The following is a 23,335-nucleotide window of genomic DNA, read 5'->3' on the forward strand; positions in this document are numbered from 1 at the left end:
GGCTGCCTGCTATGAATTGAGTGCATTGCCAAGGCGTGTGTTGCACCTTGGCCGCGCTTCTAGGGTCGGGGCGCTCAGTCCAGCGAAATATGGGCCGCCTTGATCACCGGCGCCCACTTGGCGCGTTCAGCGTCCATGAACTTGCCATACGCCTCGGGGGTGCCGCCCACGATCATCCCGCCGCTGCCTTCAATCATCTCGCGCAGTGCGGCGTCGTTCTTCAGCGCCTTGTTCACCGCCTGGTTGAGCTGGGTGATGACAGCCTTGGGTGTGCCGGCGGGGGCGATCATGCCCAGCCAGTTGTACGACTCAAAACCCTTGATGCCCGCCTCGTCCAGCGTGGGCACATCGGGCAACACGGCCAGGCGTTTTTTGCTCGACACGGCCAGCGCGTTGATCTTGTTGGCCTTGATGGACGGCAGCGCCGAATACCCCATCTCGAACATCATCGCCAGGTGCCCACCCATCAGGTCGGACGCGGCCAGTGCTCCGCCCTTGTAGGGCACATGGGTCATCTGCGTGTGGGTCTGATAGGCCAGCAGCTCGCCCGACAGGTGGTGCGCACCACCCACCCCCGAGGAGCCAAAGCTCAGTTCGCCCGGCTTGGCCTTGGCAAACGCCACCAGCTCTTTGACGTTTTTGAAGGGCTGGTTGAGCGCCGTGGTCAAAATCAGCGGCGCCTCTTCGATCAGGATGATGGGTTGCAGCGCCGTCTTCGCGTCATACGGCATCTTCTTCATCAGCATGGGGTTGGTGACCAGCGGGCCGGGCGAGCCAAAGCCAAAGGTGTGGCCGTCGGTGGCCTTGGCGATGGCGTCGGTGCCCGTCACGCCCCCTGCGCCGCCCCGGTTGTCCACGATCACGGGCTGGCCCAGCACCTTGCCCAGCTGCTCGGCGATCAGGCGCGCACGGGTGTCGGCAAAGCCGCCAGCGGCATAGGGCACGATCAGGCGCACCGGGCGTGTGGGCCAGGCGCCAGCGGCCTGGGCGCTGGCCAGGCTGGGCGCGCCCAGCAGTGCGGTGGCGGCCACCGCCACGGTGGTCAGTGCCGCAGCACGTTCAAGAGCGGTGCGCAGGGCGATACGGCGTGAAATCATGGGATGGTGTCTGTGCAAGTTGGGAGGGCGGTTTGTGGTGTTTTTAGCCTCTAGCGCTTGCTGGATAAGCGCTAGTAGCTATCAATTAGCTATCAATTTGAATGATTTGACTCATTTCTCCTGCATGTGGGCTGCCTTCACGATCTCGCCCAGGCGCTTGCGCTCAGCGTCCACAAACTTCACGAACTCTGGGCGGGTGCCTCCGATGGGCTCAATGCCCAGGCCCTTGAGCTTTTCGACTGTGGCGGGCTCGTGCATGGCTTTGTCCACGGCAGCGGCCACCTTGTCCAGAATGGCGGGGGGCGTGCCGGCGGGCGCGTGGATGCCGGCCCAGTGCGCAATCTGCACATCGGCAAAACCTTGCTCTACGGCGGTGGACAGTTGCGGGTAGGCCGAGATGCGCTGCGTCCAGGTGGTGGCCAGGGCTTTGAACCGGCCGTCGTTCAGGATGTGGGGCAAGGCAATGATGCTGGCCTCTGACGTGCCCTCCACCTGGCCCCCCAGCACTGCCGTGGTGCTCTCACCACCACTTTTGTAAGGCACCGGCTGCAGCTGCGCGCCGTATTTCACGTTCAGCATCTCGGCCACAAAGTGCGGGGTGCTACCCGTGCCGGCGGTGGCAAAGTTGAACCCCTGGCCCTTCTTGGACGCTTCGACAAAGTCGCGCAGGTTGTTGTAGGGCGCGTTTTTGGGCACCACGATCACCGACGGTGCCAGCCCGATCATCACCACGGGCGTGAGGGCGTCGTCCTTGAACGGCATGGTCTTCTTGATCATGCTGTTGGATATGACGCCCGCAGCGCTCACCAGCAAGGTGTAGCCGTCGGGCGCGGCCTTGGCCACGATGTCGGCGCCAATGGTGCCGCCCGCGCCGCCCCGGTTGTCCACCACCACCGGCTGGCCCAGAATTTTCGTAGCTCCCTCCGCCGCCGCGCGGGCCATCAGGTCATTGGCGCCTCCGGCCGAAAACGGCACCACCAGGCGGATGGGTTTGCTGGGCCAGTTGTCTTGTGCCAACACCGGCGTGGCCGAGAGCCCGGATAAACCGCAGGCAGCAAGGGCAGCGCAGGCGAGGGTGGTGCGGCGGGTCAATGTCATGGGAGTGTCTCCGTGGAATGTTGTTGCGTGGGGTTATTGCAATGCCTGTGCCAGAGGCTGGCGGGCCAGCGGCGCGCACGATAAGTGATTGATTAAAAAGGGGTTTCATGAAATTTTCTGTGGATTGCCAGCGAGCGTATTCGTGAAGAGTTTCAAAAATGAAATAATTGGTTGCATGAATGAAATGTCCGCGTCGCTGCCTGAAACCGCTTTGCCGCACATCGTCACCGTGGGGCGCCACCGCATTGGCCGTGTGCTGGAGCGGATCGCCGTGGGCTTGTCACGCCAGGCGCGGGTGGAGCACATCAGCGCCTCGTTCGACACCGCTGTCGACGCCGTGCTGGCACTGCATGCGCGCACACCCATCGACGCACTGGTGGTGGCCGGGGCCAGCGGAGCGTGGATACGCGAGCGGGTGGATATCCCCGTCGCCATGATCGAGGTGCGTGGCTTTGACCTGCTGGGCGCGCTGGCACGGGCGCGATTGCTGTCGCCGCGCGTGGGCCTGGTCACGTTTGACGGGCCGTCTGACCTGCTGGCACAGTTCGACGCCCAGTTCGGCGTGGGCATTGCCCAGTTCAGCTACCACGGCCCAGAAGATGCACACAGTTGTGTGCAGTCCATGCTGGCCGCGGGTGTGGGCGCCGTGGTGGCCCCCGGCCTGGTGGCCGACCTGGCGGAAGAGGCCGGCATGGCCAGCGTGCTGCTGTATTCAGACGCCGCTGTGCTGCAGGCCTTGAACGAGGCCCTGGCACTGGCCCGCCATCGGCAGTCCGAGCGCACCCGCCACCAGCGGCTGGAGACCATTTTGGGCCAGCTGCAAGACGGCGTGGTGGCGGTCGATTGCGACCAGCGCATCCAGGCACTCAACCCCACCATGGCCGCGCTGCTGGGCACACCGGCCAAGCAGCTGCATGGCCGCGCACTGGGTGCCGTGGCCCCGCAGCTGGACATGGCGGCCACGTTGCTGCACCGCGAAAGCAGCGAAGAGGTGGTGCAGCTGGCCATGCGCACCCAGGTGGTACGCCGCGCGCCGATTGTCGAAAACGGCGTGCTCACCGGTGCGCTGCTGGTCTGCCGCGACCCGCTGGTCATTCAGAACGCCGACCGCCACCTGCGCGCCAACCAGCGCCAGCGTGGCTCGGGCGTGCGCTGGCGCATCGACGACTATGGGGGCGACAGCCCTGCCGTGGTGCGCCTGCGGGCGCTGGCGCGCCAGTGCGCCGGCAGTGATGCCACCGTGCTCATCATGGGCGAGAGCGGCACCGGCAAAGAACTGGTGGCGCAAGGCATCCACCGCGCCAGCCGCCGCGCGGCGCAGCCCTTTTTGGCCGTGAACTGCGCCGCTTTAGGCGAGAGCCTGCTGGAGAGCGAGCTTTTTGGCTACGAAGAAGGCGCCTTCACCGGCGCGCGCCGTGGGGGCAAGACCGGGCTGATCGAAGCGGCACACACCGGCACCTTGTTTCTCGACGAAATCGGCGACATGCCGCTGGCGCTGCAGTCGCGCCTGCTGCGCGTGCTGCAAGAGCGCGAAGTGCTGCGCGTGGGCTCCACCACGCCCGTGCCGGTGGATGTGCGCGTGATTGCCGCCACCCACGCCGACCTGGGCGCGCAGGTCGACAAAGGCCTGTTCCGCCGCGACCTGTACTACCGCCTGGCCGTGTTGCGCCTGGCAACGCCCGCGCTGCGCGAGCGCGCAACCAGCGACGTGGCCCAGCTCGCACAGGCACTGCTGCAGCGCCGCCTGAAAGCCGCAAACGCCCATGCCCCCGATGCCGTGCAAGCCAGAAATGCCGCTGTCGCCCACACGTTGCTGACCACCGTGCTGCAGCGCGCAGTCGCCTACCCATGGCCCGGCAACGTGCGCGAGCTGGAGAACTGGACGGAGCGCCTGCTGGCGTGCCAAAACTATGTGTGTGACGCGCAGGGCGGGGTAGACGCCGCGCGGTTGCTGGAGGTGTTCCCCGAATGCGCCGAACCTGTGCCGCTGGCGGCTCCCGACAACGCCCCGGCGGCGGCCCTGCCGTTGAAAGACACCCGCCACCGCGCAGAGCAGCAGCGCGTGCGCGAGGTGCTTGCATCGGTGGGGGGCGACCAGCGGCAGGCGTGCGATATTTTGGGGATCAGCCGGGCGACGCTGTGGCGCCGGATGAAGGGGTAGGGCGCGCGCGACACGATGCGCCCGGCGGATAGTTGCTTCTCTTTTTGTAGCTGCTTGCGCTTGTCAATAAAGCGCCAGAGGTATTTTTGTTTGAATTTTTGGGTGCAACCTCGTACCCAGCGTCAGCCCCCCTTTTTTGGCACCAGGCTCTCTGCAATCCACGCCAGGCAAAGGAACCCGTGGTGCCGTGCCATGCGGTGATGGTGGTGCAGGGGCGCGCTCAGATGTGCTCAGGCGTGCTCAGACGCCTTGTGACGGATGCACGATATGTAACGACACGAGGCTATAGTCATTGCAAAAAACCATGGACGCCGTTGCTGGGGGCGTCACGCCAGCCCCTCCCAGTCCATCACTTCATTTATCCCCAAATGCCCAGCACACACCTCGACCCACCCTTGTTCATCCAAGAGATTCACCAAAAATCGGTCGATATCGCCAGCACCCCTATCTTCTTCAACGATGGGGGCAAGCCCACCTTTTTGGCGAGCCCACCGCCCTGTGTGGACTTGCTTGAGCCTGCGGTGACCGACCCCGCGATGGCCATGGGCAACGAGTACCAGGTGCCTCGTGTGGTGCACCGCGAGGCCCGCGACCCTTGGGGCTTTGTGACCCAGCTGGCCTTTGCCGCCGAGCAGGTGGAGTTTGCCCCGCTGTGGGCCACACGCGAAGCGGCGGCCGCCTTTGGCATCACGCTGGTCGAGCCGGGGCAGGCGGTCGAAGTGCGCAGCCCGGTCGCCAAGCTGGAGCAGATTGAGTACGAATACGGCGTTTTTGCCGGGCATTGGTCGCCCTATCAGGGCACGAAGAACACGTTGCTCAGCGCCGTGTGCACCGACCTGGAGCACCACAACTTTCCGCACGTTTTTGCATCCACCGACCCCACGCAGCCGCTGGTGACAACCGTGGGGCGTTACTGGCCGGGCCTGGGCAAAATCCGGCTGGCGGACCTGTGGGTGCCACGCGGCAGCGCGTTGTACATCCCGCCCATGCCGGCAAACAGCCACGCGCCCTGCATCGACCTGCACGGCAACCGCCAGTCTGCCCACGCCTGCTGGGGCGATATTCACCAAAATAGCGTTCGCACGCACACGCTGCTGCAAAACAAGAACGGCTATTTCTATTGGTACTGGAACGCCATCGCCACGGTGCATGGCAGGCCCGCGCCCATGGGCTGATCGTGGTGAACGAGCCCGCACCCCAGTACGCCCAAAGAATAAGGAAAACTTGAACATGTCTGGGCCAGCCGACTTCGCCAATGACAGCGTGAGCTACAAAACCCTGCTCGAATCGACCTTGGCCATCCCCTGGAAGATCGACTGGGCCACCCGTCAATACGCCTATGTCGGCCCCCAGATCGAAACGCTGCTGGGTTGGCCCCAGGACAGCTGGAAAAGTGTGAACGACTGGGCAGAGCGCATGCACCCTGACGAGCGCGATTCGGTCGTCAACTTCTGCGTGGCACAGTCCGAAGCCGGCATTGACCACGAGGCCGATTACCGCGCGCTCACCAAAGACAACGGCTACGTGTGGATCCGCGAAGTGGTGCACATCGAGCGCAACGCGCGCGGCGAGGTCGAATCGCTGATCGGCTTCATGTTTGACATTACCGAGCGCAAAAAGACCGAAGAAAAAATGGTTGCGCTGCAAAAGGAGCTGGAAGCGCTGTCGTTCAAAGACGGGCTCACCCACATCGCCAACCGGCGCCGGTTCAACACCAGCCTGGAGCAGGAATGGGAGAGCGCCCGCCAAAAGCGCCAACCGCTGTCGATCCTGATGTTCGACATCGACTACTTCAAGCAATACAACGACCTGTATGGCCACATCCCCGGCGACCAGTGCCTGACTGACGTTGCACAAACGCTGAGCCTGGCCCTGGACGGCCCGCGTGACCTGGTGGCCCGTTTTGGGGGAGAAGAATTTGTGGTGCTGCTGCCCGGCGCCGATGCGTCAGTGGCTTGGAAGGTCGCTGAACGCTGCCAGCGCATGGTTCAGAACAAAGCCATTACCCACGCGAAATCGCCGTTCGACCAAAAGCTGACCGTCAGCATCGGCGTAGGCACCACCGTGCCGCGTGACGGCATGGAGTCCTCCGCGTTTATCGAAGCGGTGGACCAGCAGCTTTACGCAGCCAAGAAAAACGGTAGGAATCGCATTGAGGGCGGGTAGGGCGCGCTCTTGCCTGTGGCATCAACGCCGTGTACAGCAATGACGTTTTTTGGCGAGATCGATTCCAATGCTGACAATGGCAGACATGGATTTCCCCTTCCGCAAAACGAGTGAGTTGATGAGCGGCTGTACTTCCCATCGTGGCACTTCGATGCCGTACCCCGCAACTGCGCGGATCACTAGGGACGGGGAAGTCCCTTTCATTCGTTAAGCCGCTGGCCATGCGCACGCTTGCCATTGCCATCGCAGTCCTGCTCCTACAGTCGGTAGCTGTTGGTGAAGCCTCGGCTTGTCGAGGGCCGTTCCGATCAACAAGCGAGATTGTGAAGGCTTCCTCGTCTATCTTCACAGCGACTGTCGTTCCCCGTTTTCAGACCGGTGAAAGCGACTATGTCGTTGAGCTTCGGGTTACGGAAGTATTGAAGGGGTCTGTTCCTGAGAGTCTCACCGTGAATGGAAATGCCCTCATCCATCCAAACGACAACTGCTTGGCGATTGAGAGCGGCGAACCGTTTTCGCGTGTTGGCATCGGGGAGGAGTGGCTTGTCTCAGGAAACTTCGACCCCAATCGAAACTTCGTGCCGACTACCGCTGGGAATTTTCGTCTTGCCTACCCAGACGGAAGGGCAACTGACGGTCAGAATCGCCTTCTTGGTGAGTTCCGGCAAGCTGTTTCACGCATGCTCAGGACATCGAAGAGCACTAACCGCCAGCCTATGCCCACCCAGGCTTGGGCACTCAGATAAAAATTCGCTTTCGCACACAGAAAAGGCGCTGGCATCCAAAACCCCAGCGCCTTTTTTTTACGGCCATGTATATCATTTTTGATAGCTGCTACCGCAATCCCATCAAGCGCTACAGCCGCATTTCATATCAATCCAGCCAGCGCCCAGCGCACAATGCACAACGCCGCCGCACAACGCTGCAGCGCCAACCGTTCAACCCTCCAACACATCCCCCGGCACCCGTACCCAGCCCTCCATCAAGATCCGCGCGCTGCGGCTCATGAGGGCTTTGGTGACTTGCCACTGGCCGTCTACCAGGGCGGCCTCGGCGCCTACGCGCAGGGTGCCGGAGGGATGGCCAAAACGCACGGACTGGCGTGGGGCGCTGCCCCCATGCTCTGCGCCTGCGTCCACCGCGCCACCAGCGGCCCGGTGGACCAGCGTGCCTGGGATGGCCGCAGCCACGCCGATGGCGACGGCGGCGGTGCCCATCATGGCGTGGTGCAGTTGGCCCATGGAGAGGGCGCGCACGAGCAAGTCCACGTCTCTCGCATTCACCTCTTTGCCGCTGGATGTGGTGTAGCTGGCGGGGGGGGCCACGAAGGCAATTTTGGGGGTGTGCTGGCGGTTGGCGGCCTCTGACACGTGCTGGATCAGGCCCATGTGCAGGGCGCCCTGGGCGCGAATGGCTTCCAGCCGGGCCAGCGCGTGGGCGTCTTCGTTGATGGCGGCTTGGGGTTCGCGGCCGGTGTAGCCCAGGTCTTGGGCGTTCAGGAAGATGGTGGGGATGCCCGCGTTGATGAGCGTGGCGGAAATGCGGCCCACGCCAGGAACGTCCAGTTCGTCGACGAGATGCCCGGTCGGGAACATGGCGCCAGCGCTTCCGTCGTTGCCATCGCCCTCGGCGGCCGGGTCGATGAACTCCAGCGCCACTTGCGCCGCAGCAAAGGTCACTCCGTCGAGCTCGAAGTCGCCGGTTTCCTGCACCTGGCCGTCGGTGATGGGCACGTGGGCGACGATGGTTTTGCCGATGTTGGCCTGCCAGATGCGGAGGGTGGCCGTGCCGTTGGCGGGGATGCGCGCCGCGTCGATCAGGCCCATGTGGATGGCGCAGGGGCCCACGGCTGCCGAGAGGTTGCCGCAGTTGCCGCTCCAGTCCACAAAGGGTTGGTCGATGCTGACCTGGCCAAACAAATAGTCCACATCGTGGTCGGGCCGGGTGCTGCGGGTCAGGATGACGGCTTTGCTGGTGCTGGACGACGCATTGCCCATGCCGTCGATCTGCTTGCCATAGGGGTCGGGGCTGCCCAGCACACGCAGCAGCAGGGCGTCGCGGATGGGGCCGGGTTGCTGTGCAGCGACGGGCAGGTCCTGCAGCTTGAAGAACACGCCTTTGCTGGTGCCGCCGCGCATATAGGTGGCGGCGATCTTGATTTGTGGCGCGGGGTGGGGGGTAGAGACGGTTGTCATGGGGGGATTATCAATTTTGATAGCTGCTTGCGCTTGGTGCACCTGCGCTGGAACGTGTTTTGGCTAAAAAATCCTGCGCAAAGCGCTGCAAGACACCGCCCGCTTCGTGCACCGAGACTTCCTCCGCAGTGTCCAGCCGGCAGCGCATGGGCACCTTCACCACGTCGCCGTGTTGGCGGCGGATGACCAGCGTCACCATGGCGCCCGCCTGCAGGTCGCCTTCCACGGCATAGACCTCTGTGCCATCGAGCCCCAGCGTGATGCGATGGGTGCCTGGCTCAAACTCCAGCGGTAGCACCCCCATGCCAATCAGGTTGGTGCGGTGGATGCGTTCAAACCCCTCGGCAACGACCACCTCAACACCCGCCAGGCGCACGCCCTTGGCGGCCCAGTCGCGGCTGGACCCCTGGCCGTAGTCGGCCCCGGCAATGATGATGAGCGGCTGGCGGCGGTGCAGATAGGTTTCGATGGCCTCCCACATGCGCATCACCTGGCCCTCGGGCTCCACGCGGGCGAGCGATCCTTTTTTCACCTGGCCATCCACCACGGCCATTTCGTTGACGAGTTGCGGGTTGGCAAACGTGGCGCGCAGGGCGGTGAGGTGGTCGCCCCGGTGCGTGGCGTAGGAGTTGAAGTCCTCCTCGGGCACGCCCATGTGGGCCAGGTATTCGCCCGCTGCGCTGTCTGGCAGGATGGCGTTGGATGGCGAGAGGTGGTCGGTGGTGATGTTGTCGGGCAGGATGGCCAGCGGGCGCATGCCCTGCAGCGTGCGCGGGTGGGCGGCCAGCGCGCCGATGCCCTCGGTGTCCCAGTAGGGCGGGCGGCGGATGTAGGTGGACTGTGGGCGCCAGTCGTACCGGGGCGACACGCGCTCGCTATCGCCCTGCCTGATGGCGAACATGGGCTCGTACACGGCGCGGTACTGCGCGGGCTTCACGGCGGTCTTCACCACGGCGTCGATCTCTGCATCGCTGGGCCACAGGTCTTTGAGGCGAATTTCCCTTCCGTTCACCACCGCCAGCACATCCTTTTCGATGTCAAAACGCACCGTGCCCGCAATGGCATAGGCCACCACCAGCGGGGGCGAGGCCAAAAACGCCTGCTTGGCATAGGGGTGGATGCGCCCGTCGAAATTGCGGTTGCCCGAGAGCACGGCGGTCGCGTACAGCCCGCGGTCGATGATCTCTTGCTGGATGGCCGGGTCCAGCGCGCCGCTCATGCCGTTGCAGGTGGTGCAGGCAAAGCCCACGATGCCAAAGCCCAGCTTTTCCAGGTCGGCCAGCAAGCCGGCTTCTTTCAAATACAGCTCCACCGCCTTGGAGCCGGGCGCGAGCGAAGTCTTGACCCAGGGCTTGCGCGCCAGGCCCAGCCGGTTCGCGTTGCGCGCCAGCAGCGCGGCGGCGATCACGTTGCGCGGGTTGGAGGTGTTGGTGCAGCTGGTGATGGCGGCGATGACCACGGCGCCATCGGGCAGGGTGCCTTCGCTGGGCGAAGGCATCGCCCAGGGGCCGGCAATGCCTTTGGCGACGAGGTCGGATGTGGCCACACGCGCGTGGGGGTTGGAAGGGCCGGCCAGGTTGCGCACCACGCTCGACAGATCGAACACGAGGTTGCGTGCGTACACGGCGCTGTGGAGCGTTTCAGACCACAACCCCGCCGCCTTGGCATAGGTCTCGACCAGCTTTACTTGGCTTGCCTCGCGGCCCGTCAGCGTCAGGTACGCCAGCGTCTGTTCGTCGATGCTGAACAGCGCCGCCGTGGCGCCGTATTCGGGCGCCATGTTGGAGATGGTGGCGCGGTCGCCAATGGTGAGCCTGGCGGCACCCTCGCCAAAGAACTCCAGGTAGGCGCCCACCACCTTGGCCTTGCGCAAAAACTCGGTGAGCGCCAGCACCACATCGGTGGCGGTGATGCCGTCCTGGCGCTGGCCGGTCAGCTCCACGCCCACGATCTCGGGCAGCCGCATCATGGATGCGCGGCCCAGCATCACGTTCTCGGCCTCCAGGCCGCCCACGCCGATGGCGATCACGCCCAGGGCATCGACGTGGGGCGTGTGGCTGTCGGTGCCCACGCAGGTGTCGGGGTAGGCCACGCCGCGGTCGGCGTGGACCACGGGCGACATCTTTTCCAGATTGATCTGGTGCATGATCCCGTTCCCCGCCGGGATCACGTCCACATTGGCAAAGGCTTTTTTTGTCCACTCGATGAAGTGAAAGCGGTCAACGTTCCGGCGGTCTTCGATGGTGCGGTTCTTGCCAAACGCGTCGGGGTCGAAGCCCCCACATTCCACGGCCAGCGAATGGTCCACGATCAATTGCACCGGCACCACCGGGTTCACTTGCGCAGGGTCGCCGCCTGCCGACGCGATGGCATCACGCAGGCCAGCCAGGTCCACCAACGCCGTCTGTCCCAGGATGTCGTGGCACACCACACGCGCAGGAAACCACGGAAAGTCGCGCTCGCGTTTGCGCTCTACCAGCTGCAGCAGGCAGTCGGTGACGATGGCCGGATCGGCACGGCGCACGATGTTTTCGGCAAACACGCGGGCGGTGTAGGGCAGGGTGGCCCAGGCGCCGGGTTGCAGGGCTTCGACGGCGCAGGGGGCGTCAAAGTAATCAAGGGTGGTGCCGGGCAAGGGGCGGCGGTATTGGGTGTTCATCATGGGTTCGAGTGGCGGGGTATTTTGGCGCCCGGTGCTGAACGCCCCTCTCCCCGCGCGGGAGAGGGAGGAAGAAAGAGGCGGGGGCGGGGGCATCAAGCGCGATTTTCGATGGGCACAAACACCAGGTCTTCCGGCCCTGTGTAGTTCGCACTTGGCCGGATGATCTTGTTGTCCTGCCGCTGCTCGATGATGTGTGCCGCCCAGCCGCTGGTGCGCGCAATCACAAACAGTGGCGTGAACATGGCGGTGGGCACACCCATCATGTGATAGCTCACGGCGCTGAACCAGTCGAGGTTGGGGAACATGTTTTTCACCTCCCACATCACGGTCTCCAGCCGCTCGGCAATGTCGAACATCTTGGTGCTGCCCGCCTCGTCAGACAGGCAACGTGCCACGCCCTTGATGACGACGTTGCGCGGGTCGCTCACGGTGTAGACCGGGTGGCCAAAGCCGATCACGACCTCCTTGGTCTCCACGCGGCGGCGGATGTCGGCCTCGGCCTCGTCGGGGCTGTCGTAGCGCTTCTGGATCTCGAAAGCCACCTCGTTCGCGCCGCCGTGCTTGGGGCCGCGCAGCGCGCCAATGGCGCCGGTGATGGCTGAATACATGTCGCTGCCCGTGCCCGCCACCACGCGGGCGGTGAAGGTGCTGGCGTTGAACTCGTGCTCGGCATACAAGTTCAGCGAGGTGTGCATCGCACGTTCCCACGCGGCGCTGGGTGGGGTGCCGTGCAGCAGGTGCAAAAAGTGCGCGCCGATGGAGTCGTCGTCGGTCTCCACCTCAATGCGGCGGCCCGAGCTGGCCCAGTGGTACCAGTACAGCAGCATGGACCCGAGCGATGCCATGAGCCGGTCGGCGATGTCTCTGCTACCTGGCAGGTTGTGGTCGTCCTTTTCGGGCAGGGCGCATCCCAGGGCTGAGACCCCCGTGCGCATCACATCCATGGGGTGGCTGGCAGCGGGCAACTGCTCCAGCGCCTGCTTCACGCTCAGGGGCAGGCCGCGCAGCGCCTTGAGCTTGGCCTTGTAGGCCCGCAGTTCGGCGCGTGTGGGCAGCTTGCCGTGCACCAGCAGGTGGGCGATTTCTTCAAACTCGCAGACCTCGGCAATGTCGAGGATGTCGTAGCCCCGGTAGTGCAGGTCGTTGCCTGTTTTGCCCACGGTGCACAACGCGGTGTTGCCAGCGGTCACGCCCGACAAGGCCACGGATTTTTTGGGCTTGAAGGCCACAGGGGGGGTTGAGCGTGGGGTTGCGGTCATGGTGGGGGCCGTTGCTGCGGTTGAGTTGGTTGCTGTGGTGGCGGTCATGGGGTGTGCTGTTTCTGGTCGATGGGTAGGTAAACGTGGGGCAGGGTGGTGGGGCGGCCCTTGGCATCCACTGCCACCATTTCAAAAATGCCGTTGAGCACTTCTTCGTGGGGCGAGCCCAGGGTTTGCGCCAGACCGGTGACACACACCGTGAGCGAACTGCGGCCCATGCGGCTGACCCAGGCGCGCAGCGTGAGCACGTGGCCCACGGCCACGGGCGCCAGAAAACGCACGTCCGTCACGCCCGCCATCACCACGTCGCGCTCGGCGACGCTGCGTGCGGCCACAAAGGCGGCCTTGGACATGAGCTTGAGCGCGTTGCCACCAAAAAGTGTTCCGTAGTGGTTGGCGTGCTCGGGAAAGATGATTTCCGTGAGTTCGGTGATACCGGTGGGGCTTGTCATGATTCGCAATTTACGCAAAATACCCTCCCTGCATAAGGCCTGAATTGGCGAATGATTGCGAATGAATTGGGTGTGTTTTGCAAATTTTGCGAATTTTTAGAAAAGTCCGGAGATGAAAAAAACCTTCATGGGTGTGCGCCTGCGGCGCCTGCGCGAAGAGCGTGGCATGACCCAGGTTGCGCTGGCGCGCGCGCTGGACTTGTCGGCCAGCTACCTGAACCAGCTGGAGCAAAACCAGCGCCCGCTTACCGTGCCGGTGCTGCTCAAGATCAACGCGGTGTTCGGGGTGGACGTGCAGCGGTTCTCGGACGATGACGAGGCGCGCCTGATCGCCGGCCTGCGCGAGGTGCTGGCCGACCTGCCCGCCAGCACGCTGGGCGACGGGGCGGACGATACGGTGTCGCTGGCCGAGATCCGCGAGCTGGCCGCTGGCATGCCCGCCGTGGCCCGCACGCTGCTGGCGTTGCACCAGCGCCATCGCCAGGCGCTGGAGCGGCTGGAGGCCCTGAGTGCTGCGCTGGGCGGCGACGACCGCACCGGCGCTTCCATACTGCCCCAGCACCCGCCCATGGCGTATGAAGAGGTGCGCGATTTTTTCTTTGCCCGCCAGAACCACATTGCCGAGCTGGATGACGCGGCGGAGCACTGCGCCACCGCGTGGGGGCTGGTGCCCGGGCGTGCCGACGAAGCGCTGGCACGGCGCCTGCGCGAGGCGCATGGCGTGCGGGTGGTCGATGTGGCAGACCTGCCGGGCCAGTCGCAACGGGTGTTTCAGGCCGACACCGGTGTGTTGCAGTTGGCGGTGGGGCTGGAGCGGGGGCAGCGCGCCTTCCAGATGGCGACACAGCTCGCGTTTTTGGAGCAGGGCAGCGCGCTGCGGCGTATAGCCGACGGCGCGGCCCTGTCAGGCGACCAGGCCCGGGCGCTGGCGCGCATTGGGCTGGCCAACTACTTTGCGGGGGCGCTGGTGCTGCCGTACACGGTGTTTGTGCAGGCCGCAGAGGCGGTGGGTTATGACATTGACCGGCTGGGCCATCAGTTTGGCGTGGGGTTCGAAACCGTATGCCACCGCCTGTCCACCCTGCAGCGGCCCAGTGCGCGCGGGGTGCCGTTCTTTTTCATCCGGGTGGACCGGGCGGGCAATATCAGCAAGCGACAGTCGGCCACCCATTTTCACTTCAGCAAGATTGGCGGCACCTGCCCGCTGTGGAATGTGTATGAGGCTTTTGCCCAGCCGGGCCGCATCGTGCCGCAGTTGGCGCGCATGCCCGACGGCCGGGCCTACCTGTGGGTAGCGCGCACGGTGTCGCGCAGCGGGGGCGGGTGGGGGGCACCGGGCAAGGAGTTTTCCGTGGCGCTGGGTTGCGATGTGCGGCACGCCCAGCGGCTGGTTTATGCACGTGGGCTTGATCTGGCAAGCCCCGATGCGGCCGTACCTATCGGCATGGGCTGCAAGGTGTGTGAGCGCGAGGCCTGCCCGCAGCGTGCGTTTCCGGCCATTGGGCGCGCCCTGGAGGTGAATGAAAACCGCAGCCGGTTTGCCCCCTACCCGGTGGCTGCGGCACGGCAGGGCGATGCCCGTCGGGATGGGCCTGTGGTGTGAGGTGCGACAATTTACTCACTATTTAATAGCGGTTAACGCTTGTCAGAATTGCGCTACAGGGCTTTCCCCTAATAAATCGCTTGATCTGGGGCCGGAGGCCTTGGCGGTCCGCGTTTGCCGCTATCCTGCGGGGCGGCCCTGGAACAGGTTTCGGGGTGAGACGCGGGCTGCGGGGGCGTAAAAATACAATCGTTGCGCCCTGCGTGGTGGTAAGTGGTTTCGTGGTGGTGAATGGGTTGAAGGGTCCGGCCAGAAGTCCGGCCAGAGGTCTGGCTGTCCATACAAAGGCGCTTGTCTGTCTGTCTTGATGAATTCCCCGTTGGTCCGCTTTACACGACACGGCCGTTACCGGCACTGGGTGTGGGGGGTGGGTGTTGCCCTGTTGGGCCTGGCACTGAGCCTGTGGCTGGCCCAGCGCCAGGCAGATTCGACGGCGCAGGTCGAAGAAGCCCGGTTTTCCCAGGAGACCCGGGCTTTTGTCGAAGCGTTGAGCCAACGCATTGCCGGCCACACTGAAATGGTCAATGGCCTGCGGGGTCTGTTCACTGCCAACCCCCACTTGTCGCGCCTGGATTTTGAGCGGGTTACCAGCGAGATGGAGGTGGGCCAGCGCTTTGCCGGTGTGCGCAATCTCTCGTTCACCCGCTGGGTGCCCGGCCGCGACCGGGCCGCCTATGAGGCCAGGGTGCGTGCCGACCATTCCTTGTCGGCCGAGGGGTTTCCTGATTTCCATATCCACCCGGCCGGCGAGCGGGCTGAGTATTTTGTGGCCGAGTACCTATGGCCTATGGTGGGTAACGAGGCGGTGCTGGGGCTCGATATCAGTGCGCAGCCCGCCAACCTGTCGGCGATGCGCTACAGCCGCGACAGCGGGCAGACCGTGATGTCCGGCCCGTTTGATTTGTTGCAGGAGACCGAGTACCGCGCTGGCATCGTGATTCGCGTCCCCGTGTTTGACCCGACGGCGGACACCCCAGAGCGCCGGTTCACTGGCGCCGTGGCAGCCACGGTGCGCGTGTATGACATGGTGCAGGCGTTGCAGAGGCAGGGTTTCCTCAACGGGATTGCCGTGTCGATGATGGATGAAGGCCCGGTGCGCACGGATACCAACGACACCGCGGCGCGCCCGTTGCTGGCGCTGACGGCGCCCGCCTTGCCGGGATCGCGGCCACAGGTGCGCAGTGTGCGTGTGCATGACCGGCTCTGGCAACTCACGTTCTACCCCACGCGGTCGTTCCTGACCCCGTCCGAGTCGCGCTTGCCGCTGTGGGCCGGTCTTGCCGGCGCGCTGGTGTCGTTGCTTTTGGCGACCTTGGTGGGGCTGCTGGTGCGCCAGCGCACGTTGGCGCTGGTGCGCGCCGAGGTCTCTGAAGATGCCCGGCGTGACAGCGAGGAGCGGTTTGACGCGCTCTTCAACCAGACCACGGCGGGCGTAGCGACGCTCGACACCGCAACGGGCCGGTTTCTGCGGGTCAATGCGCGGTATGCAGACATCCTGGGCTACACCGTGGATGAGATGCAGGGCATGGATTTTCAGCACCTGACGGCTGAGCAAGACCTTGCGCACGAGCTGACGCTGTTGCAGCGGCTCAAGACGGGCGAGGTGCCACAGTACCGCCTGGAAAAGCGCTACATCCACAAAGACGGGCATGAAGTGTGGTGCGATGTGACGGTGTCGCCCATGTGGGTGCGTGGCACAACGCCGGGCCTGCACATGGCCATGGTGCAAGACATCACCGTGCGCAAACGCATGGAAGAAACGCTGCGCGCCAACGAGCAGCGGCTGCGCAGCGTGCTGGAACGCCTGCCCATGGGCCTGTGCCTGGTGCAAAGCGACGGGCGCATCAGTTTTCGCAACAAGCGTTATGTAGAAATCTGCGGCTATACCCAGGAAGAAGTGCCCGACACCGAGACATGGTGGTCGCGCGCCGTTCCTGATCCGGTGGAGCGCGAAGCGATGCGCAAGCGCTGGCGCGCAACCGACCTGCGTGCCGTCGCTGGCGATGCGGGTGTGCCGATGGCCGAATACAGCATCGTGTGCGCCGACGGGCGGCGCAAGCCCATCGAGGTGTCGGCGGTGTTTGTCGAAGGGGGCCGCATCATCACCATGCAGGACCTGAGCGAGCGCAAGGCGGCCGAAGAAGAAATCAACCACCTGGCGTATTACGACCCGCTCACCCGCCTGCCTAACCGGCGGCTGCTGATGGACCGGCTGCAGCAGGCGCTGGCCACCAGCGCGCGCCACCAGCGTTGTGGCGCCTTGCTGATGCTGGACCTGGACAATTTCAAGACGCTCAATGACACCCGTGGGCATGAACGGGGTGATGCGCTGCTGCTGCAGGTCTCGCACCGGCTGCGCAGCTGTGTGCACGAGGACGACACCGTGGCGCGACAGGGCGGCGACGAGTTTGTGGTGGTGCTGGAGGACCTGGGGAGCAACCCCGAAGAAGCCGCTGCGCGCGGCGAGGAGATCGGTCAGCGCATCCTGTCCGTGCTGCGCGAACCTTATGAGATAAACGGCGAAGCCCACCACAGCTCGCTGAGCATGGGGGTGACGATTTTCAGCGGCGTGCGTGAATCGGTGGACGAGTTGTTGAAGCGCGCCGATCTGGCCCTCTACCAGGCCAAGGACGCAGGCCGCGACACCCTGCGGTTTTATGACCCCCGGATGCAGGCGGCGGTCAGCGCCCGCGCTGCGCTGGAGCTGGACATGCGTGTGGGCCTGGTGCAGGGGCAGTTCGAGCTGTATTACCAGCCACAAATCGACCATGGGCGCATCACCGGCGCCGAGGCGCTGCTGCGCTGGCGCCATCCGCGGAATGGCTTTGTCTCGCCGGCGCACTTCATCCCGCTGGCCGAAGAGACCGGGTTGATCCTGCCGCTGGGCGAATGGGTGCTCCAGGCCGCCTGCAAACGCCTGGCCGCCTGGGCGCTGCGACCGGATCTGGCGGGCCTGAGCCTGGCCGTTAACGTGAGTGCGCGCCAGTTTCACCAAAGCGGGTTCGTGGCCCAGGTGCTGGCGTCGCTGGCCGGGTCCGGAGCCAGCGGCAAAAAACTGGAGCTGGAGATGACCGAAAGCCTGCTGCTCGAAGACGTGGAGGACACCATCGACAAGATGGCGACGCTCAAGGGCTATGGCGTCGGGTTTTCCCTGGACGATTTCGGCACGGGGTACTCGTCGCTGGCTTACCTCAAGCGCCTGCCGCTCGACAAGCTCAAGATCGACCAGAGTTTTGTGCGCGATGTGCTCACCGACCCCAACGACGCCGCCATTGCCCGCACCGTGGTGGCGCTGGGTACCAGCCTGGGCCTGCATGTGATTGCCGAAGGGGTGGAAACCGAGGCGCAGCGAGAATTTCTCGAGCGCAACCACTGCCACGCTTGGCAAGGCTTTCTGCTGAGTCCACCGGTGCCGGTGGCCGAGTTTGAGGCACTGGTGCGCCGCATGAACGATGGACGTGCCAACGCTGGCGGTCTGCCAGGCGACACGCCCGAGCCTGCACACGATGCGTAGCCATCAACACCGCGAATGAATGCCGCTCGCGCCCACGGGCTGGCGCAGGTGCAGGCACGAGACGCAGGAGCGCCGGTTTAATGCAATGGAATCTTGTCCCCCGCCCTGTTTTTCAAAAGGCCCCAGGGCGGTTGGGTTCGCTCATGTCCGGGGCGACGAGGCGTTGCTAAATGCAAAGTCGGCAGGGCGCAACCGGGTCTGCGTTCTGCAGCGAGGCCCCGCATTGATTATTCAAAATTGATAGCTGCTGGTGCTTTATCTATAAGCTCTAGGGCCTGTTTTTCATCTTGTTTTCGCCGCAAAGGGGCCTGTGGCCTGCTGCCCGGCGGCGCAGGGCGGCGGCCGGGCAGGGGCATAGCAGGCGGCGCGGTATCATTCCGGGCTTGTGCCAGAGCCAGTTCCTTGCGTGGAACACCCGTCCGGACTGGCTTTCGCTGCCGCGTTGTCCCCTTTTTGCCTGCCCCCTGACCCGTGCGTCTTACCTCGATCAAGCTCTCCGGCTTCAAGTCGTTCGCTGAACCCACCAACTTCATGCTGCCCGGGCAACTGGTCGGCGTGGTGGGCCCGAACGGCTGCGGCAAGTCCAACATCATGGACGCGGTGCGCTGGGTGCTGGGCGAGAGCAAGGCGAGCGAGCTGCGCGGCGAGTCCATGCAGGACGTGATCTTCAGCGGCACCACCACCCGCAAGCAGGCCAGCCGCGCCAGCGTGGAGCTGGTGTTCGACAACTCCGACCACCGCGCAGGCGGCCAGTGGGGCCAGTACGGCGAGGTGGCCGTGCGCCGCGTACTCACGCGCGACGGCACCAGCAGCTATTACCTGAACAACCAGCCGGTGCGCCGCCGCGACGTGCAGGATGTGTTTTTGGGCACAGGGCTGGGCCCGCGCGCCTACGCCATCATCGGCCAGGGCACCATCAGCCGCATCATCGAATCGCGCCCTGAAGAGCTACGCCTGTTCCTCGAAGAAGCCGCCGGTGTCTCCAAGTACAAAGAGCGCCGCCGCGAGACCGAAAACCGCCTGTCGGACACGCGCGAGAACCTCACGCGCGTCGAAGACATCCTGCGCGAGCTCAACGCCAACCTCGAAAAGCTCGAAAAGCAGGCCGAAGTCGCCGCCAAATACAACACGTTGCAGGCCGACGCCACGCTCAAGCAGCACCAGCAGTGGTTTTTGAAGCGCGCCGAGGCCGAAGAGCAGCAGAACAAGGTGCGCCTGGATGGCCTGCAGGCCGTCAACGACCTCGAATCGCGCATGGCCGACCTGCGCGCCGTCGAGTCCGACCTCGAAACCATCCGCCAGGCCCACTACGCCGCCGGCGACCAGGTCAACCAGGCCCAGGGCAAGCTCTATGAAGCCACCGCCGAAGTCGGCAAGCTCGAAGCCGAGATCCGGTACGTGATCGAAGGCCGCCAGCGCGTGGAGCAGCGTCTGGTCACGCTGGCCGAGCAGATCGCCCAGTGGCAGACCCGCAGGGAAGAGGCCGACATCGAGCTCGAAAACCTGGCAGGTGCCGGTGTGGACGCCGAGGAGCGTGCCGAGATGCTGGCCGCCCAGGTCGAAGAGCAGGCCATGCAATTGCCCGACCTCGAAGAAGCCCTGCGCCAGGCGCAAAGCCGCACGGCCGAGCAACGCAGCAGTGTGGTGCAGGTGCAGCAACAGATTGGCGTGCTGGCCGCCGAGCAGCGGGGGGTTGACGAACAGAGCCGCCAGCTCGACGCCCGCTTTGAGCGCCTGCGCACCGACCGCAATGCGCTGGCCGCACCCGACGAAGCGCGCTTGACCAACCTGCGCGAACAGCTCGACGAAGCGCAAGAGATTGCCGAGACCACCGAGGCCCGCCTGCACGAGCTGCAGGAGTCCGTTCCCCAGCTCGACGAAGACCGCCGCGCCCGCCAGCAGGCCGTCAACACCGAAAGCGCCCGCCAGGCCGACCTGTCGGCGCGCATGGAAGCGCTCAAGGCGCTGCAGGAAAAGGTCAAGACCGACGGCAAGCTGCGCCCCTGGCTTGCTAAACACGGGCTCGATGGCCTGCAAGGCCTGTGGAGCCGCATCCACATCGAACCCGGCTGGGAAAACGCGCTCGAAGCGGCCCTGCGCGAGCGCCTGGCTGCGCTGGAAGTGCGGCGCCTGGACATGGTGCGCGGCTTCCTCGGCTCTGGCGGCAATGACGTACCGCCCGCGCGCCTGGCGTTCTACAGCGCCCCCGCTGCGGGCCACCCCGAAACACCGTCACCCCACGCCCGCCTGTCCGACCTGCTGCGCCTGAACGACGCAGGCCTGCGCGCCGTGCTCACCGACTGGCTACAAGGCTGCTACACCGCGCCCACGCTGGACGAAGCCCTGAGCCGCCGCAGCACGCTGCAGCCCGGCGAGGTGGTGTTTGTGCCCACGGGCCACGCCGTGAGCAGCCACAGCGTGAGCTTTTACGCACAGGACTCCGAGCAGTCCGGCCTGCTGGCCCGCGCGCAGGAAATCGAGCACCTCGAAAAAGAGCTGCGCGCCCAGGCACTGATCGCCGAAGAATCGCGCACCGCCCTGGTCCGTGCCGAATCCGCCTATGCCGATGCCTCGCAGCGCCTGGTCGCCGCACGCCGCGAAGCCACCGAAACCCAAAGCCGCGCGCACGAGCTGCAGGTCGAAACCCTGCGCCTCACGCAGCTGGCCGAGCAAACCCGCGCGCGCAGCGCACAGATCGACGGTGATCTGGCCGAGGTTGAGGCCCAGTTGGCCGACCTGCAGGAACGCCGCGTGGCTGCCGAAGCGCGCTTTGAAGAGCTGGACATGCAACTGGCCGACAGCCAGGAGCGCGAGGCGCAATTGGGCGACAAGGTCATCGAGGCCGAGCGCAAGCTCACCGCCTGCCGCGAACAGCAGCGTACGCTGGAGCGCCAGGCGCAAGAGGCCACCTTCTCGCAGCGCAGCCTGGAGGCGCGCCGAGGTGAACTCAACCGTTCCATCGAAACCGCTACCCAGCAAGCCACCGCGCTGGCCGATGAGCAGCAGCGTGCGCGCGATGAACTCGCCCGCCTGTCCGACGCCGCCGCACAAGGCGGCTTGCAGGCCGCGCTCGACGTGAAGATGGAGCGCGAAAAAGCGCTCGGCGCCCAGCGCAGCGAATACGACGACCTCACCACCAAGCTGCGCGCCAGCGACGAGCGCCGCATGCAGCTCGAACGTGCGCTCGACCCGCTGCGCGCCCGCATCACCGAATTCCAGCTCAAGGAACAGGCCGCGCGCCTGGGGTTGGAGCAATACACCACCTTGCTGGCCGACGCCCAGGCCGACCTGGACGCCGTGGCCCAGTCGATCACCGACGGCAATGTGCGCGTGGGTGGCCTGCAAAGCGAAATCGACCGCCTGCACCGCGAGATCGCCGCCCTGGGCGCCGTCAACCTGGCCGCGCTGGATGAACTCAAGCTCGCCAGCGAGCGCAAGATCTTCCTTGATGCGCAGACGGCCGACCTGACCGAAGCCATGAACACGCTCGAAGACGCGATCCGCAAGATCGACGGCGAAACGCGCCAGTTGCTCTCGGGCACCTTCGACACCGTCAACGGCCACTTCGGCCGCATGTTCCCCGAGCTGTTTGGCGGCGGGCAGGCCAAGCTCATCATCACGGGCGACGAAATCCTCGATTCGGGCGTGCAGGTGATGGCGCAGCCGCCGGGCAAGAAGAACCAGACCATCCACTTGCTGTCGGGTGGCGAAAAGGCCCTCACCGCGATTGCGCTGGTGTTTGCCATCTTCCAGCTCAACCCCGCGCCGTTCTGCCTGCTGGACGAGGTGGACGCGCCGCTGGACGACGCCAACACCGAGCGCTATGCCAAGCTGGTGTCCAGCATGAGCAAGGGCACACAGTTTTTGTTCATCAGCCACAACAAGATCGCGATGGAAATGGCCGAGCAACTGATCGGCGTGACCATGCAGGAGCAGGGCGTGTCGCGCATCGTGGCCGTTGATATGGAGTCTGCCTTGTCCATGGCAGACGCTTGAACCTACAGATCCAACCATGAGCACATTGCAACTGAGTCTGGCCATCATCGGCGGCCTGTTGTTGGCCCTTATCGTGGCTTACAACACCTGGACTTCACGGCGCAACGCCCCCAAGCGGGCCTTGCCGCCCGAGTCTGAACATGCGGCTGAACCCACCCTGCGGCAGGAGCCCGGTTTTGACGCTGGCGCCGCAGCGGCCGTGTCTCCCGGTGAGTTTCATGGCCTGGACCGTGGCCCCGAGCCATCTGAACACGCGGTGAACGCCGACGATGCACTGCAGCTGCCCGTGCCACCGTTCTCGCCAGACCGCCGCCCGGGGCTGGACCCGCTCATTGACGTGATTGCGCCGCTGCAGCCCGAACACGTGGTGTCGGGCGATGCCGCGCTGGCGGTTTTGCCGCCCACGCGCCGCGCTGGCAGCAAGCCGTTTGCCATTGAGGGCTTCAACGTGGCCACCCAGCACTGGGAAATGCCAGCGCCCGGCCAGCGTTATCAGAACTTTCAGGCGGGGGTGCAATTGGCCAACCGCATGGGGGCGCTCAATGAGATCGAATACTCCGAGTTCGTGGTGAAGGTCCAGGCCTTCGCGGATGCCATCAATGCGGCCCCCGACTTCCCCGACATGTTGCAGGAAGTGGCCCGTGCCCGCGAACTCGACCAGTTCGCCAGCGACCATGACGCGCAGCTCGCCTTCATGCTGCGGGCCCGTCAGGCCGCCTGGAGCCCCGGTTATGTGCAGCAAAACGCCGCGCGCCTGGGGTTTGTGGCGGGTGCCATGCCTGGCCGCCTGGTGCTGCCCGCCAGCTCTCAGGGCCTGCCGCCGCAGCTTACGCTGGGCTTTGACACCCAGGCGGCCCTCGCCGAAGACCCCGACCAGTCCGCCATTCGCGACATCACCCTGAGCCTGGATGTGGCGCAGGTGCACCGCACCGAACAGCCCTTTGCACGCTTGCGCGAGGTGGCCGTGGCCTTGTGTGACGCCATGGACGGTGTGCTGTGCGACCAGAATGGCACCCCGTTGCCCGCCATGGCCATGGACCCGATTGCGGCCGACCTGGAGCTGCTGTATGACCAGCTCGATGGGCGGGATTTGTCGGCCGGGTCGGTGCTGGCGCGGCGCCTCTTCAGTTAA

At 64.9% G+C, this 23,335-nt stretch carries 13 protein-coding genes; 7 read left to right on the forward strand and 6 right to left on the reverse strand.

What is annotated here, in order from left to right; translation table 11 throughout:
- Positions 1-74: 74 nt before the first annotated feature.
- Complete coding sequence (locus KI609_RS11585; protein ID WP_226443388.1) at positions 75-1,097, reverse strand: Bug family tripartite tricarboxylate transporter substrate binding protein; 1,023 nt, start codon at positions 1,095-1,097, stop codon at positions 75-77.
- A 111-nt stretch (positions 1,098-1,208) separates the two neighbouring features.
- The gene (locus tag KI609_RS11590; protein WP_226443389.1) at positions 1,209-2,195 is read right to left on the reverse strand and encodes a Bug family tripartite tricarboxylate transporter substrate binding protein; all 987 of its coding nucleotides are present in this window, start codon (positions 2,193-2,195) and stop codon (positions 1,209-1,211) included.
- Between the two features lie 175 nt (positions 2,196-2,370).
- Here KI609_RS11590 and prpR point away from each other — a divergent pair, with 175 nt between their 5' ends.
- The 3 genes from prpR (at position 2,371) to KI609_RS11605 (ending at position 6,522) form a co-directional block, all read left to right on the forward strand.
- On the forward strand, positions 2,371-4,356 hold the full coding sequence (prpR, locus tag KI609_RS11595) for a propionate catabolism operon regulatory protein PrpR (protein ID WP_226443390.1): 1,986 nt from the start codon (positions 2,371-2,373) through the stop codon (positions 4,354-4,356).
- Between the two features lie 368 nt (positions 4,357-4,724).
- Entirely contained in the window at positions 4,725-5,531 is an 807-nt protein-coding gene (locus tag KI609_RS11600) for a hypothetical protein (RefSeq protein WP_226443391.1), read from the forward strand.
- A 55-nt stretch (positions 5,532-5,586) separates the two neighbouring features.
- The gene (locus KI609_RS11605) at positions 5,587-6,522 is read left to right on the forward strand and encodes a sensor domain-containing diguanylate cyclase (RefSeq protein WP_226443392.1); all 936 of its coding nucleotides are present in this window, start codon (positions 5,587-5,589) and stop codon (positions 6,520-6,522) included.
- 938 nt (positions 6,523-7,460) lie between these two features.
- Here KI609_RS11605 and prpF read toward each other — a convergent pair.
- From prpF to KI609_RS11625, 4 genes are all read right to left on the reverse strand, one after another.
- Entirely contained in the window at positions 7,461-8,717 is a 1,257-nt protein-coding gene (prpF, locus tag KI609_RS11610; RefSeq protein WP_226443393.1) for a 2-methylaconitate cis-trans isomerase PrpF, read from the reverse strand.
- A 10-nt stretch (positions 8,718-8,727) separates the two neighbouring features.
- The gene (gene acnD / locus KI609_RS11615) at positions 8,728-11,376 is read right to left on the reverse strand and encodes a Fe/S-dependent 2-methylisocitrate dehydratase AcnD (protein WP_226450361.1); all 2,649 of its coding nucleotides are present in this window, start codon (positions 11,374-11,376) and stop codon (positions 8,728-8,730) included.
- 95 nt (positions 11,377-11,471) lie between these two features.
- A complete protein-coding gene (gene prpC, locus KI609_RS11620; protein WP_226443395.1) occupies positions 11,472-12,638 on the reverse strand; it encodes a 2-methylcitrate synthase in 1,167 nt (388 codons plus the stop codon).
- Positions 12,639-12,682: 44 nt separating this feature from the next.
- Positions 12,683-13,090 carry an acyl-CoA thioesterase gene (locus KI609_RS11625; RefSeq protein WP_226443397.1) on the reverse strand — a complete coding sequence of 136 codons (408 nt, stop codon included), beginning with the start codon at positions 13,088-13,090 and terminating at the stop codon, positions 12,683-12,685.
- Between the two features lie 112 nt (positions 13,091-13,202).
- On the opposite strand from KI609_RS11625, the gene KI609_RS11630 reads away from it, so the two are divergent.
- The 4 genes from KI609_RS11630 (at position 13,203) to KI609_RS11645 (ending at position 23,335) form a co-directional block, all read left to right on the forward strand.
- Complete coding sequence (locus KI609_RS11630; protein WP_226443399.1) at positions 13,203-14,693, forward strand: short-chain fatty acyl-CoA regulator family protein; 1,491 nt, start codon at positions 13,203-13,205, stop codon at positions 14,691-14,693.
- A gap of 307 nt (positions 14,694-15,000) precedes the next feature.
- Positions 15,001-18,207, forward strand: coding sequence for an EAL domain-containing protein (locus tag KI609_RS11635; RefSeq protein WP_226443401.1), 3,207 nt, complete (start codon positions 15,001-15,003; stop codon positions 18,205-18,207).
- Positions 18,208-18,678: 471 nt separating this feature from the next.
- On the forward strand, positions 18,679-22,203 hold the full coding sequence (smc, locus tag KI609_RS11640; protein ID WP_226443403.1) for a chromosome segregation protein SMC: 3,525 nt from the start codon (positions 18,679-18,681) through the stop codon (positions 22,201-22,203).
- A 16-nt stretch (positions 22,204-22,219) separates the two neighbouring features.
- Positions 22,220-23,335, forward strand: coding sequence for a cell division protein FtsZ (locus KI609_RS11645; protein ID WP_226443405.1), 1,116 nt, complete (start codon positions 22,220-22,222; stop codon positions 23,333-23,335).

Origin of the sequence: Acidovorax radicis (genome assembly GCF_020510705.1) — a bacterium.
Classification (GTDB): domain Bacteria; phylum Pseudomonadota; class Gammaproteobacteria; order Burkholderiales; family Burkholderiaceae_C; genus Acidovorax; species Acidovorax radicis_A.

What these genes read in the sequence shown, in the direction of transcription:
- KI609_RS11585 (WP_226443388.1), bottom strand. Translation starts at nt 1,097, where the DNA reads ATGATTTCACGCCGTATCGCCCTGCGCACCGCTCTTGAACGTGCTGCG.
- KI609_RS11590 (WP_226443389.1), bottom strand. Translation starts at nt 2,195, where the DNA reads ATGACATTGACCCGCCGCACCACCCTCGCCTGCGCTGCCCTTGCTGCC.
- prpR (WP_226443390.1), top strand. Translation starts at nt 2,371, where the DNA reads ATGAATGAAATGTCCGCGTCGCTGCCTGAAACCGCTTTGCCGCACATC.
- KI609_RS11600 (WP_226443391.1), top strand. Translation starts at nt 4,725, where the DNA reads ATGCCCAGCACACACCTCGACCCACCCTTGTTCATCCAAGAGATTCAC.
- KI609_RS11605 (WP_226443392.1), top strand. Translation starts at nt 5,587, where the DNA reads ATGTCTGGGCCAGCCGACTTCGCCAATGACAGCGTGAGCTACAAAACC.
- prpF (WP_226443393.1), bottom strand. Translation starts at nt 8,717, where the DNA reads ATGACAACCGTCTCTACCCCCCACCCCGCGCCACAAATCAAGATCGCC.
- acnD (WP_226450361.1), bottom strand. Translation starts at nt 11,376, where the DNA reads ATGAACACCCAATACCGCCGCCCCTTGCCCGGCACCACCCTTGATTAC.
- prpC (WP_226443395.1), bottom strand. Translation starts at nt 12,638, where the DNA reads ATGACCGCAACCCCACGCTCAACCCCCCCTGTGGCCTTCAAGCCCAAA.
- KI609_RS11625 (WP_226443397.1), bottom strand. Translation starts at nt 13,090, where the DNA reads ATGACAAGCCCCACCGGTATCACCGAACTCACGGAAATCATCTTTCCC.
- KI609_RS11630 (WP_226443399.1), top strand. Translation starts at nt 13,203, where the DNA reads ATGAAAAAAACCTTCATGGGTGTGCGCCTGCGGCGCCTGCGCGAAGAG.
- KI609_RS11635 (WP_226443401.1), top strand. Translation starts at nt 15,001, where the DNA reads ATGAATTCCCCGTTGGTCCGCTTTACACGACACGGCCGTTACCGGCAC.
- KI609_RS11645 (WP_226443405.1), top strand. Translation starts at nt 22,220, where the DNA reads ATGAGCACATTGCAACTGAGTCTGGCCATCATCGGCGGCCTGTTGTTG.